Genomic DNA, 12,472 nt, shown 5'->3' with positions numbered 1-12,472 from the left:
TATGGCCAGGAAAAACCCTCATTGATGTTAATGTTAACGGCGTTATCATGCTCACATATCTTCTTTCAACTGGGAAGCGAAAATGGCGAAGGGATATTGGGTGGCAGCGTATTGGGCGGTCCATGACGCAGGCAAGCTCGCCGCGTACGGCGTCCTCGCGACACAGGTGGTCAAAGCGGCCGGCGGAAAGTTTCTGGTGCGAGGCGGCGAAGTCGTTGCGTTCCAGGCGGGTCTCAAGGAGCGGACCGTCGTGGTCGAATTTCCGAGCTTCGAGCAGGCGCTCGCCACGTTTCAGAGTGAGGCTTACCAGGAAGCGCTGGCGGTACTGGGAGACGGCGTCGAAAGGGACGCACGCGTCGTTGCAGGCGTCGATGATTGAGAGGCTGCCAGATGGCTACCGAAGCCGTAGTCTGCAATCACCGCTCAGCTTCGATCACTATCAGCCCAAATGTTATCGTTATTAACATTGAGGTTGAAGGATATCTGAATCTCATGAAACGGAGCAAAAAATGGACGAAGCAATTGTTCAGAAGGAAACCCAAGGCCACGTGACCGTCGTTACGATGAACCGTCGCCCGCACAACTTGATGGGTCCGACGCTGTATCGTGCACTACTTGATGAATTCGATGAGGCAGTGAGACGCGGCTCGCGAGCGATCCTGCTGCGCAGTGGTCTGAGGCACTTCTCAGCCGGCGCCGAAGTGGCGCTTTTCCCGGATCGCATTGCCACGCAAGGCAAAGCGCTGATGGATCCGCTTGACGTGCTGCGTGGTTTCGAGACACTGCCAATCCCGATCGTTGTCGCGGTGAACGGCACATGCCTCGGGGGCGGATTCGAAGTGGCGCTAGCCTGTGACTTCAGCGTCGTCGCCGAATCGGCCAAGATCGGCTCGGTCGAGGTTGCACTCGGCTTACATCCACTGCTCGGCGGCATCCAGCGTCAGGTAATGCGCGCCGGTCCAGCGCGCGCGAAAGAACTCGCGTTGCTCGGCCGCCGTTACGACGCAGCCACGCTGGAACGCTGGGGCCTGATCAATCTCGTTGTGCCCGATGACAAGCTCGATGAAGTCGCGCTGTCGGTTGCGCAGGAACTGGCGGCCGGCCCGACCCTCGCGCATGCCGCCACCAAGCAACTCGTACGGGTCGCGGTCAACGAGGGGGTGGCTGCTGCCGACGAGGCGATGTTCGAACTGCAAAAGCCGATCTGGGCGTCGCAGGATCTCAAACGTGGACTGGAGGCCTTCGATAAGGCTGGCCCGGGTACAGCCGTTTTCGAAGGGAATTGACATGGCCGGACCGCTCGAAGGACTCAGAGTCGTCGATTTTTCCCGCGTGCTGGCTGGTCCGCTGTGCGCGCGGACGCTAGCCGATCTCGGTGCAGACGTGATCAAGATCGAGCCACCGCGGCCCGACGTGTCGCGTGCTGCGTTCCCGAACCGCGACGGCATGTCCGGCTATTACGCTCAGCAGAATAGCGGCAAGCGCAACATCAGCATCGATCTGAACGCGCCGGGCGCACGTGAGTTCGTGTTACGCCTGTGCGACGAAGCTGACATCATCGTCGAAAACTTTCGGGCAGGTACGCTCAAGGGCTTTGGACTCGACTACGACACGCTTTCCCAGCGCAACTCAAAGCTGGTCTACGTATCGATCACAGGCTATGGGCAGCGTGGCCCGTGGGCCTCGCGCATGGCCTACGCGCCGACCGTGCAGGCCGAAACGGGATTTACGCACAACACGCTTCGACATTTCGACAGCGCGAGCGACGGCCGCCGATGGACCGATCCCCTGTCGCACGCGGATGTCTATGCGGGCCTGCAAGCGACCATCGCCGTGCTCGCGGCAGTGCGCAAGCGTGAAGTCACCGGGCGCGGCCAATACATCGACGTGGCGATGGCAGCCGTGATGCTGTCGATCAACGAGCGCGCTCACCTTGATCTCGCGGGTGTCGATACGGGCTCAGAACCGGGCATTCTCGGTGCCGCCGACGGACCGCATTTCGTCGGTCCTGGTGGCGAAGAGTTTGTGGCGGCGCAAAGCATCGTCGGCAGCAACACGTTTCCAAATTACTTGCGCGCAATGCGCCGTATGGACCTTGCGCAGGATCCCCGTTTCAGCACCGCTCGGCGCCGCCTGCAGAACTACAAGGCACTGCACGGAGTGATCCAGACGTGGATGCTGTCGTTCCGCGATCTCAAGACGCTCGATGCGCAACTCGACGAGGCCAAGATCGCGATTGGCCAGATTCGTACGCTGAAGGAGTTGGCCGAGACTGATTGGGCCAGGCAATGGGGCGCGGTGCACGAGATCACGGATCGCCGCGGCGGTTCGTATCTGATACATGGTTATCCGTGGCACTTTTCCGACGATGAGCTTGGAACGCGCAGCGCGCCTGCGTTTCGCGGCGAACACAACGAACAGGTGTTCCGCGAAGCAGGCCTGGCGGATAACGAAATCCGCGATGCAATCGATGCCGGCATTCTGGTCGGCGGCCCACCATCAACCACGAAGAAGATCGACGTTGCGGTCCCTGCGCAAGCGAGTGTGTCGCAGAAGTGACGGACGATTTTTGATCACGCAGCACACCTTGCATTACCGGTATCAACACAACGTGTCGGAGGACCGAATGGACGTGGTGAAAGAAGCCTGCGTAGAGGCAGCATCGTCAGATGACAACGCTCTCCTTCGGAAGGCATACGCTTGCGCGCAATGGAGAATACTGCCGACATTGTTTGCCTTATGGATGCTGGCGTGGGTTGGTCGTTCGAACGTTTCTTTTGCGAAGTTGCAAATGGTCGTCGATCTAAGGTTCAGCGAATTCGGCGGATACAGAGAGATTGGCCGTGCAGTCGCTGGTGCCTGCGCCTTAGGGGCATTGGGCAATGTGCTCATCTGTAGCATCGGGGGCAGTGTGCACCGTCGGCGGCTTTTCTGTGCGCTGGCGTCGGTCTTTACTGCGGTGAGCCTTTCGGCGCTCGTTTTCGTATGGCACAGCAATACTACCGCGACGTTTTTCCTGCTTGTTCTTGGCTTCGCGGGAACGGGTGCAGGTATAACGCTCTTCTGGCAAATGTCTATGGGCCTTCTCAGCGCTAAGTCGCTAGTGGTCGGCGTGCCGTTAATCAGTTCCGTCGCCAACGTCGCCGGCTTCGTTACGCCCTTTCTGATCGGGTATGTCCGCGACGCAACGGGAACTTACGCGAGCGGGTTCATCATGATTGCCTCCATCCAGGCACTGGGCGTTTTAGTGCTTCTTTTCGGCGTGCAGCGCATTCTCAGGAGGACATCGCCCGTCGACGATGTATTGGTTCGATGCCCAACGTAATTGGCGGATGTCGACGCGGGCGCCAGGGACGTGTGGCGAGCGCGTGCGTTGAGCACCGAAAGGCTGCTTGGGGCTTTGTACTCCCGGGGCCGCCAGGCATGCGATGTAGCATCATGCCCGGCCACGCCACCAAGCCGCTAGAATGCGTGTAGTGACACGCGCGCTAGCGCGCGAGCACGATATTGCGAGCCTCTTTGCGCAGAATTTATAATCGATTCCCTGTTTTGCTCCACGAACGAAGGCCACGTGAGTCGTAAGTCATCTATCGCGAAGAATGCGGACTACCATCATGGGAATCTGCGAAACGCCCTCATTGAAGCGGGGCGCAACGCGCTCATGGATGTATCGGCGCAAGACTTGAGCCTGCGTTACCTCGCGCGCATGGTGGGGGTATCAGAAGCCGCGCCCTCGAGACATTTCTCGGGTATCGACGAACTGTTGGCCACGATTGCGGCGAGCGGTTATCGTGACCTCGCTGCGCTGCGCGTTGCGATCCGTGACAGCGAAGATACGGCGCTTGCCAAAGCATATCGGATGATGCGGGTGTATGTTGAGTTCGCGCAGCGCCACAATGGCCTGTTCGGCCTGATGATCGGACCTCGCATCGTGGCGCACCAAGCGTATCCAGAACTCATCGAGGAAAGTAACAGGTCTTTCGGGTTGTTTTCCGAGACCATTGAGGCGCTGGCCGTCGAGACTGGCTGGACCCAGGCCGATCTCAAGCTGGTGACCCATGCCGCGTGGAGCATGGAACATGGTCTTGCCACGCTGATCCTGGCGAACCGTGCACCGCGGGCGGACGCCAAAGTCGCAATGCCGAAGTTGATCGATTTTGTCTTGATGACCTTGCTTAGCGCGATCACGGCCGGTCCCGATCATCTTCAGCGCGTGATCCAGCACTGCGCGGTCTCTGAGAAGCCAGTGGGTACGCGCGCGGCTCGCAAGCGCGCCAAAGTGTAGCCATCGTCGCGGTCGAAGTGGCGATCGCTGCGCGACTATCTGGTGGCGAAGGCTGGCATTGCCAGTGATGATGCCGCCCACCAGAGGAAGATCGAGCGGCCGGTTACGAGGGGCTGAGCCGACATCCGAACGTGCCAGCGACACAGTGTGCGAATGACGCCTTATGGCCGGCCTCTGCCTGACGGCGATCGGCAGAGCCCAACCGGGCTCCGTGCCGTCGACGGCTAGACGGCCGAATCCTGGTCGCGACCGTCCCTTGCGGAGCCTCGCAGCTTGCCCATACGCGAATTTCCGGCACACTACGGGCATCCTCGCTCAGCCTCACATGCCATGCCCCATTTGTTTAAGCCTACCGCCGAACAGCACGCCGTCGTAGATGGGGTTCTTGGCGGCGGCGACCTGAAGGTCAAGGCGTATGCCGGCGCGGGCAAGACTTCGACGCTACGGCTGGTTGCCAATCATCTCGCCGGTAACCGCGGCAGCTATCTCGCCTTCAACAAGGAAATCGCCGGGCACGCTCGCCGCGGCTTTCCGCCGAATGTCAGCGCGCGCACGGTGCATTCGCTCGCGTATGCATCCGTTGCTCCCGCCCTGACCGCGCGCGTGAATCTCCCGGCCGAGCCACCGCACGAATTAGCTGCCCGCTATGGCCTCGGACTGATACAGGTGCCCACCATCACCGGCAAAACCGTCGAAGTCACGCCGTTCGAAATCGGCCGGATGATTGCCGACGGCCTGGGCAGATTCTGCCGCTCGGCGCAGCTGCGGCCGGAGGCTTTCCACATCCCTGTCGACGAAAAGGTACATGACAAGGCGGCCGACTGGCTGCGCGAATCGTTGCTTCCCTGCGTAGTGCGCCTGTGGAATGAGAGCACTGACCCACGCGGGCGCAGCGCCGTTACGCCGGACGTCTACTTAAAAGTCTGGGCGCAGACAGAACCGCGGATCGATTCGGACTTCATCCTGTTCGACGAGGCGCAGGACAGCGATGGCGTCATGCTCTCGGTGCTTGGCCGCCAGCGCCACGCGCAGATCATCTACGTCGGCGACCCCTACCAGCAAATCTATGAGTGGCGCGGCGCGGTCAATGCGATGGCACAGATCGACGCGCCCGAGCGTGCGCTAACCGAATCCTTCCGCTTCGGACCGACGTTCGCGGCGCTCGCCAGTCGTATTCTTGCTCTGCTTGGCGAGCGCACGCCCATTCGCGGCCAGGCCCACATCGGTTCGATCTTGGTGGAAGATCCGAATATCTCACCGCCCGTCGATGCCATCTTGTGTCGCAAGAATGTGACGGCGATCTGGCAATTGGCCGCGGGCGTCGAAGCGGGTCATAAGCCCGCGATCCGGATGAGTCCCCTGGAGATCGTAGCGTTTGCAGACGGCGCCGATCAGTTGCTGGCCGGCAAGCGAGCTTTCCGGCCAGCGGCATTTTCGCTGTTCGAAACGTGGCAGGACGCTCAATCGTTTGCCCGGAGCGCGGTCGGGCGCGACTTACTACCGATCGTGCGAATCGTCGACGAGTGTGGCACCGCCTACCTGCGGGCGCTGGCGCAGCGAGCTACGCCCGAGTCAGGCGCCGACTACGTGATCTCGACCGTGCACCGTGCGAAGGGACTGGAATGGAAACGGGTGAAAGTAGCCAATGATTTTCGCTTCAAGACCGTTGACGGGCGCCTGACGCTGGACGAGGACGAGATGCGCCTGCTTTACGTGGCCGTGACGCGCGCACAGCATGTGCTGGACATCTCCGAGCTACGCGAGGAGCTTCTACGGTTGTTCAACTCGCGTCGGTGACCGCGCAGGGCTGCTCCGTGCCAGGATGACTTTCAACGCCGAACTTTGTGCTTGCTGACGGTGGACGCCGCCGCACCTCGAGGCAAAACCGCGGTTGGACGACATCTACCTGGGGACGCTTCAGAAAACGGAAAACAAGCACGGTAGCGACGGAACGATCGTCGCGAATCGACCCTATATAGTTGCCGTTCAGACTGACGCAATAGGAACGGCCGCTTCAGAGGGTACAACCGCCAGTCGCGGGCAGAAGGTCCGGCCAGCGAACTCCACATTTCCATGCTGGTGCGTTGGGGCGGCTGTCCGCTTGCCGAACGTCTCACGAACCGAAGCAAGCATGTGCTGACCGACTGGGCTTCGAGTTAAAAGGTATGCCGGATGCCGACGGCAAATGTGTTGCCGGTGGCGTGATCGCTCAGCTTGTCAAAAGAGTAGATTGCATAAATGTCCGTCCGTTTGGACAAAAGATGGTCGTAGCCGAGCGAGGCCGTGTTGCGAAGGCTATTGGTCGCATGGGTAGGTCCGGACCGTTGCGTACGCGCCCATTCTGCAAGGAGGAAGTCGGCGGGCGAGAAGGGGATCGACAAACCTGCCTGATAGGTGTGGCTGCCTGTCGGCGTACTGACGTCACTCGTCATGGCCCACGCCCCGTAAAGCGTCACGACCTTGAAGTCGTATGCTGCGCCGGCGAGATAGGCATACTGCGCGCCCACCGGACCTGCTGCGGTATAGCGCACGCGCTGGCCCGACAGCACTGCCGTAAGACCGTGGCCTTGATAGTTCAGGTGAACGCCGAGGTTACCGATGCCGGGCGAACCTGCGACGCCGCCCAGGCCGTAGATTACCGTTGCGCCGAAACCCTTAAAGTTCGGGGTCGTGTACTTGGCGGTGTTATTCCACACCGTATCTCCGATGATCGTACCTCCATAACTGCTCACGAATGTCTGGAGCACAAGCGGAGCAAATACGGTCGATGATCCGAACGGATTGATCAGGGATTCCGCCGTATAGGTCGGATTTCTTTGTCGACCGAAAGTCAACTGGCCGAAATCGCCCTTAAAACCCACGTACGCGTTGCGCGACCAAAACGGGTCCGCCGCACTGCGACCCTGCGCGCCGTTTTGGGGCTGGAAGAAGCTCTCAAGAGCGAAGATGGCATTGACGCCGCCTCCAAGATCTTCCTTGCCGCTGATTCCCCAGAACGACGTGGTGAGTCCACCGCTTCCCATGAGTACGGTAGATTGCGGCGTGTCGCTGCGTTTGACGCTCCCGACGTACGTGCCGATCAGCCCATAAAGTTGAACCTGCGAGCCGCTATCGGCGTGTGCGTCGATCGAGGTCAATGCCTGACTGGAGTAAAGAATCGCCGCAACAGCAAGCGAACGAAAAACTCTCCGCACAGGCGGGCGGCCCATTACCAGTTCTGCTTTTTTCATTTCGGTTGTCTCCATTCATGTTTTCGTGTGCGATTTGTTTTTCCGAGAGCTTTTAAGCATCACTAAATTTAAACGCTTGGGCGCATCGGCAATTGTTATCTTGTCGCTGAAGCTATCGGGTAAGAACGAGCGAGAGAGTTCCTCCCTTGCGTCATATCAAGAGAGGAACCTGACTGTCGGGAGAGTGGCTAGGGGGAGATTTCTTCGAGTGGGCGATTGGTCGTCTCCACCATTCGCGCAGCGACGAAGAAGCCCACTGCACTGACTACGGCGAACATGATGAATACCGCAGCGACGCCTTTCCCTGTCAGCACGACACCGACGATCGCTGGCGCAGCGGCAGACGCTGCCCGCAACCAGGAAGTCGCGAGGCCAGTCCCGATAGCGCGCATCCGCGTTGGATAAATTTCAGGGGTGTAAAGGTACAGGAGGACGGTTGTGGTCGCCATCACAGCGTAGGCCGACGATCCGAGAAATACCACGGACCATGCGCTCCCAGCGCCATGGATGCCAAGAACGGCGAGCAGCATTCCGCTGATGACGAAGCAGGCCATTGCCCAGCGGCGGCGCCCGACGCGATCAATCAGCAGCGCGCAGGCAAGGACTCCGCATGTGCTCAGAACGTTAGAGACGGACGCCATGCGCAGTGACTCTTGCAGGGGCAGATGGTAGACCGTCGTGTACAGGCTTGGCAGCCAGTTGTTGATGCCATTGGCCACAAAGTAGGAGCTTGCCCAGAGCAGCCAAACAACAACCGTGCGTCCACGGTAGAACGGCGAGAAAAGCTCCTTCCACGTCCCCCTCCGCTTCGACTGGACTCCGTTGAGAAGACCCACGACGCGCTCATCAACTTCGGCCTTTTGCGTCTGGGTGTCGAGGTTGCGCTTCGTCGTACTTGCCTCTAGTCGCTCAATGATGCGTTCAGCTTTGTCAAAGCGTCCACGTGCAATAAGCCAGCGCGGCGATTCGGGAAGACGAGCGATCAAGATTGCTACGGCGATGCCCGGAATCCCGCCGATCAGGAACATGTACTCCCAACCACAGCGGGGAACGATGAAAGCACCGAGTTGCGCGGCCGCGAGGAGACCCAGTGGGAAAATGAGTTCATACAGAATGAAGAAACGACCTCGGCCGTGCGCCTGGGAAAGCTCGTTGATGAACGTGGCCGCTACGGGCACCTCTCCTCCGACTCCAATGCCTTGGAGAAATCGCATCAGGAACAGCATGTGGAGGTTGCCCGTGAATGCACACACGATGCTCATTGCCGACATGGCACCGACCGTTATCGTGGCGCTCGGAACACGACCGATGCGCTCGGCAAGCCAGCCGAATACCAACGCTCCTACGACCTGCCCGAGATAACCGGCGGCGATGAGTATCCCGATCTGGCCAGCAGATAGATGCCACAGGCCCGCCAGTACAGGCAGTACAAAAGCAAGCGAGAGGGCGTCGAATGCGTCAAAGAGGGTGGCGCTGCCCATGATGATTCGCGCCTTGGTGTGCCACTTGCAGAAGGGCACGTTCTCGAGGCGGAACAGCAGATTCGCAGCACGCAGTTGCTCGCTCACGGGGCGCGTATCGCTCGGGGATTGACCAAGGCCGACACCGTACGCGGTCGATGGGGTGTTCATGCTGTCTCCTGAAAAGCTGCATTTTATGGGCCCTCGGATTTCTTCTTGTCTTTAAGCACTAGTCGCGTTTCTCTCTTGTTGTGTCGCGACTTCGGAGCTTTCTTGGTCGTTTACCGATCCTGTTATGGGCGACGCGCGAAACGATGCTTCGCGCGTCGCCGTTACCGCTCAACGTCGATAGCGAAGCCGGGCGCCGCTCCACTACCGTAATGACGCTTTGGGTGCGCCGCTTCGTCGTCAGTCGACGAGGCCCGCCGAGCGAAGCGCGTCTGCGATTTCCACGTCCGCACCTTCGGCAAGCGGCAGCAACGGCGAGCGCACCGTAGCGTGCTCGAGGATGCCGCGCGCCACCAGGCCGTGCTTGAGTGCGACGGTGCCTTCCATGTGCGAGCCGCGGTGGTACACATTGCGTGTCACGGGCAGCAGGCGATCATGGATCGCGCGAGCGGCCTTGTAGTCTTTCGCCTTGCCCGCTTTGATCAGTTCGATCAGCGGCTCGGGGGCCAGGCCGCCGTAGCCGACCAGCGCACCGTCGACGTCAAACATCGTGTGGAGCAGATACTCGTCGTGGCAGGTCAGGATTTGCAGTTCCGGACGCTCGCGACGGATGACGGGGATTTCCGTGTCCCAGCGGCGCATGTTGCGCACGCCGTTCTTCATCGCGAAGACGCCAGGCTGTGCGGCGATGTCCAATTGCGTTTCCAGGTTGTACGTCGCCTTGGTGGCATCCGGGTACTGAAACAGGATGAGCGGCAGGCCGCTACCTTCGTAAATTGCGCGGTAGCGATCTTGCGGCGCACCGTTCTGATAACCGAAGCGCAGCCATCCGTGCGACGGGTACACCAGGCCTGCCGACGCGCCTGCTTCTACAGCGCGCTTCGCCTCTTCCACCGCCACTTCGGTGCCTTCGAGCGTGATACCGGCGATGACCGGAATCTTTCCGTCAACAGACTTGACGAAGCTTTGGATAACTTCAGCCTGTTCTTGCTGGGTTAGGAACGTGCCTTCGCCAGCGTGGCCAAGAACCGTCAGACCTTTCACGCCCTCAATGCTGCCAAGCCAGGAACCCAGCCGTTGAATTGCTGCATGGTCCACCGTTCCGTCACGGGTGAAGGGGGTAACGGGTGCCGGTACCAAACCGCGCAGATCGATCGCTTTCATGACGCCTCCAAATATGAGCTTTTCGGCTCCTCTTTCAGCAGAGGAGAGCCCGCTGTGTCTTTTGCATAAAACTGGAAACAACGGTGCATGCGTTGCAGTGTAGGGATGAGCGACCCATGCGAGAACTGCTGAAAGGGACATTTCAGCTATACTGATTTGGCATATCCGATCGGAGGCCAGCGATGGACTACGCTGCCTGGAAGCTATTCATCGACGCGGCTGAGCTAGGGAGCTTGAGCAAGGCTGCCAGTGCTTATGGGACAAGTCAGCCACACATCAGCCGTCAGATCGTCGAGCTTGAACGGTACTGCGGCGGCCGCCTGTTTCAGCGGACGGGGCGCGGCGTGGTATTGACGGAGCTGGGGGCGCGAATTGCCCCGCGCGTCAGAACCTGGCTCGCCAGTACCGAGCAATTGTCCAACGACATCCGGAGCACGGCGGGAGAGCCGATCGGGCTGGTCAGAATCGGGATACTCCCCTCAACCGCTCATCCCCTTGTCAGCACGCTGTACCATCGTCTGCGCGAGCGTTATCCCCTCGTGCAATTGCAGGTTCGCGAAGGTCAAGGGGCGTTGCTGGAAACGTGGTTGGAGAACGGCAGTGTTGATCTCGCAATCCTCTTTCGAAATAGTCCGACGCCAAAGGACGGCGACGAGTATCTGGTCGAGGCGGCCACTTACCTGGTCGCCGCGAAAGGTGACCCGCTGACCGAGCAGTCGACAATCGCATTTTCGAAGCTCAACGGCATTCCGCTGGTCTCTTTCTGCCGCCCCAATAGCTGGCGCGACCGGCTGGAACAAATTGCGGGTGAACATCGGGTCACCCTTAACTTCGCTGCAGAAGCCGACTCTTTGAGCCTGCAAGGGCACATCGTGGCAGACGGCGGAATCTATGCGTTGCTCGGACCATACGCCATCGCGAATCTCGAGAAGGAATGTGAGTTACAGGCGTCGATGGTGGTCGATCCGCCGGTGCCACGCTTCATTGCGCTGGCTATGTCCCCGCATGGCGAACTAACGTTGGCGTGCCGCACGGTGATGCGGCTCACGAAAGAGATCGCGCGTTCGCGAAACCTGGCGTCGGACCTGCGACTAGGCATGTCTGCCGCCTTCGTGCGAACCATCTGACAAACTTCTACGGGCGCGCAGATTCTGCGTGTGAGTGGCAATGCACTGTTGTACCAACGAGGTAAATACCTAGATTTTGGCGCATATAATTTCTGGCTTCGAGAAGTACCAGATTAACTAACGCCAAAGAGTAGGTTCTTGATGAATCAGATCTTCGTGGCAAGTGCGCTCGCCTTGCTTGCCTCATCCCCATTGCCTCATTCGCCCAAACTCACGCGCCAGTCACGCGCGCCCAGGTACGAGCGGAACTTGCCAACCTCGAACGAGCCGGATATAACCCGATCCCCGATGATGTGGACTACCCGTCCAGGCTGCAAAACGCAGAAGCTCGATTGCAAGCTGAACAGGCGGCATCCCAGCGCTAGGCCGCGACTCAAACCGGTACGGAGCAACGTTGACTTATCCTTTTGCCCTGTAGCCGGCGGACCTCCTTAAGGCTGGCTGATGCTGTCAGCTTCAGGAACAGCCCTTGTCCGACGGCGAAGCCCTCCTTGCGAACCTTTCCCGAGCAGTCCGCCTTGCTCTGCGCTTTTCTGGCTCTTCCACGCTTGAATGACGCTTTGCCGGCTGCTAACCGTCGCTCAACTGCCCGTGAAACGACAGGTTCGAACGTCCCTTCATGGCCGGGAGTCGCCTCAGCCGGATCTTGAGGCGTGTGCCGCGCCTCACAGCGATCTAGCGCTTCTGTCTGAGCAAGTCAAATTGGCGCTGTTGTCTCAGCGAATTCAGTTCGCGCTGCTGCCTCAGCAAATCCAGGTCGCGCTGTTGTTTCAGTAATTGGAGTTGTTCGTTCTGGAGTTCGATCTGTTGCTTCTGCGCTTCCAATTGCGCTCTATAGGCCCCCATGCTTTGGTCAGCCAGCGCTCCCTGCGGGTAAGTCTGCGCGTAGGTGATGGAACAGCCAGCCGCCAATGTCGCAGCAACGATAAGTGCTTTCATGATGCCCCTCGCACGGATGCTCCTTTGAAATATCTTAGGCCAGAAAGGCCGGGCATCGGCGGGACCGACGTGGCTATCGGCGTCGTGCCTGGATCGGTG

The 12,472-nt window shown here is 59.7% G+C and carries 12 protein-coding genes; 8 read left to right on the top strand and 4 right to left on the bottom strand.

Annotated elements, in window-relative coordinates; translation table 11 throughout:
* The first annotated feature begins 82 nt into the window (after positions 1-82).
* From OKW41_RS02095 to OKW41_RS02070, 6 genes are all read left to right on the top strand, one after another.
* The gene (locus tag OKW41_RS02095) at positions 83-379 is read left to right on the top strand and encodes a DUF1330 domain-containing protein (protein WP_429571393.1); all 297 of its coding nucleotides are present in this window, start codon (positions 83-85) and stop codon (positions 377-379) included.
* Positions 380-509: 130 nt separating this feature from the next.
* Positions 510-1,286, top strand: a complete 777-nt coding sequence (locus tag OKW41_RS02090) for an enoyl-CoA hydratase/isomerase family protein (RefSeq protein ID WP_429571392.1) — start codon at positions 510-512, stop codon at positions 1,284-1,286.
* Position 1,287: 1 nt separating this feature from the next.
* Positions 1,288-2,559, top strand: a complete 1,272-nt coding sequence (locus OKW41_RS02085; protein WP_429571391.1) for a CaiB/BaiF CoA transferase family protein — start codon at positions 1,288-1,290, stop codon at positions 2,557-2,559.
* A 67-nt stretch (positions 2,560-2,626) separates the two neighbouring features.
* Entirely contained in the window at positions 2,627-3,325 is a 699-nt protein-coding gene (locus tag OKW41_RS02080) for a hypothetical protein (protein ID WP_429571390.1), read from the top strand.
* Between the two features lie 246 nt (positions 3,326-3,571).
* Positions 3,572-4,285 (top strand): TetR/AcrR family transcriptional regulator, encoded by a 714-nt coding sequence (locus OKW41_RS02075; RefSeq protein WP_429571389.1) that lies wholly within the window; start codon positions 3,572-3,574, stop codon positions 4,283-4,285.
* A gap of 330 nt (positions 4,286-4,615) precedes the next feature.
* Entirely contained in the window at positions 4,616-6,082 is a 1,467-nt protein-coding gene (locus OKW41_RS02070; protein WP_429571388.1) for a 3'-5' exonuclease, read from the top strand.
* A 359-nt stretch (positions 6,083-6,441) separates the two neighbouring features.
* Here the strand turns inward: OKW41_RS02070 and OKW41_RS02065 are convergent, their stop codons facing one another.
* The 3 genes from OKW41_RS02065 to OKW41_RS02055 form a co-directional block, all read right to left on the bottom strand.
* Complete coding sequence (locus tag OKW41_RS02065; protein WP_429571387.1) at positions 6,442-7,515, bottom strand: porin; 1,074 nt, start codon at positions 7,513-7,515, stop codon at positions 6,442-6,444.
* Positions 7,516-7,703: 188 nt separating this feature from the next.
* Positions 7,704-9,146 (bottom strand): MFS transporter, encoded by a 1,443-nt coding sequence (locus OKW41_RS02060; RefSeq protein WP_429571386.1) that lies wholly within the window; start codon positions 9,144-9,146, stop codon positions 7,704-7,706.
* Between the two features lie 237 nt (positions 9,147-9,383).
* Positions 9,384-10,307, bottom strand: a complete 924-nt coding sequence (locus tag OKW41_RS02055; RefSeq protein WP_429571385.1) for a dihydrodipicolinate synthase family protein — start codon at positions 10,305-10,307, stop codon at positions 9,384-9,386.
* A gap of 182 nt (positions 10,308-10,489) precedes the next feature.
* Between OKW41_RS02055 and OKW41_RS02050 the strand changes: the two genes are divergently transcribed.
* Together OKW41_RS02050 and OKW41_RS02045 are read left to right on the top strand one after the other, a co-directional pair.
* A complete protein-coding gene (locus OKW41_RS02050; protein WP_429571384.1) occupies positions 10,490-11,434 on the top strand; it encodes a LysR family transcriptional regulator in 945 nt (314 codons plus the stop codon).
* Positions 11,435-11,619: 185 nt separating this feature from the next.
* On the top strand, positions 11,620-11,799 hold the full coding sequence (locus OKW41_RS02045; protein WP_429571432.1) for a DUF4148 domain-containing protein: 180 nt from the start codon (positions 11,620-11,622) through the stop codon (positions 11,797-11,799).
* Positions 11,800-12,109: 310 nt separating this feature from the next.
* Here the strand turns inward: OKW41_RS02045 and OKW41_RS02040 are convergent, their stop codons facing one another.
* Complete coding sequence (locus tag OKW41_RS02040) at positions 12,110-12,373, bottom strand: hypothetical protein (RefSeq protein WP_187634563.1); 264 nt, start codon at positions 12,371-12,373, stop codon at positions 12,110-12,112.
* Between the last annotated feature and the right edge of the window lie 99 nt (positions 12,374-12,472).

The organism is Paraburkholderia sp. UCT70 (genome assembly GCF_050434085.1).
GTDB classification, from domain to species: domain Bacteria; phylum Pseudomonadota; class Gammaproteobacteria; order Burkholderiales; family Burkholderiaceae; genus Paraburkholderia; species Paraburkholderia tuberum.
This window is presented reverse-complemented; position numbering and strand designations above follow the sequence as displayed.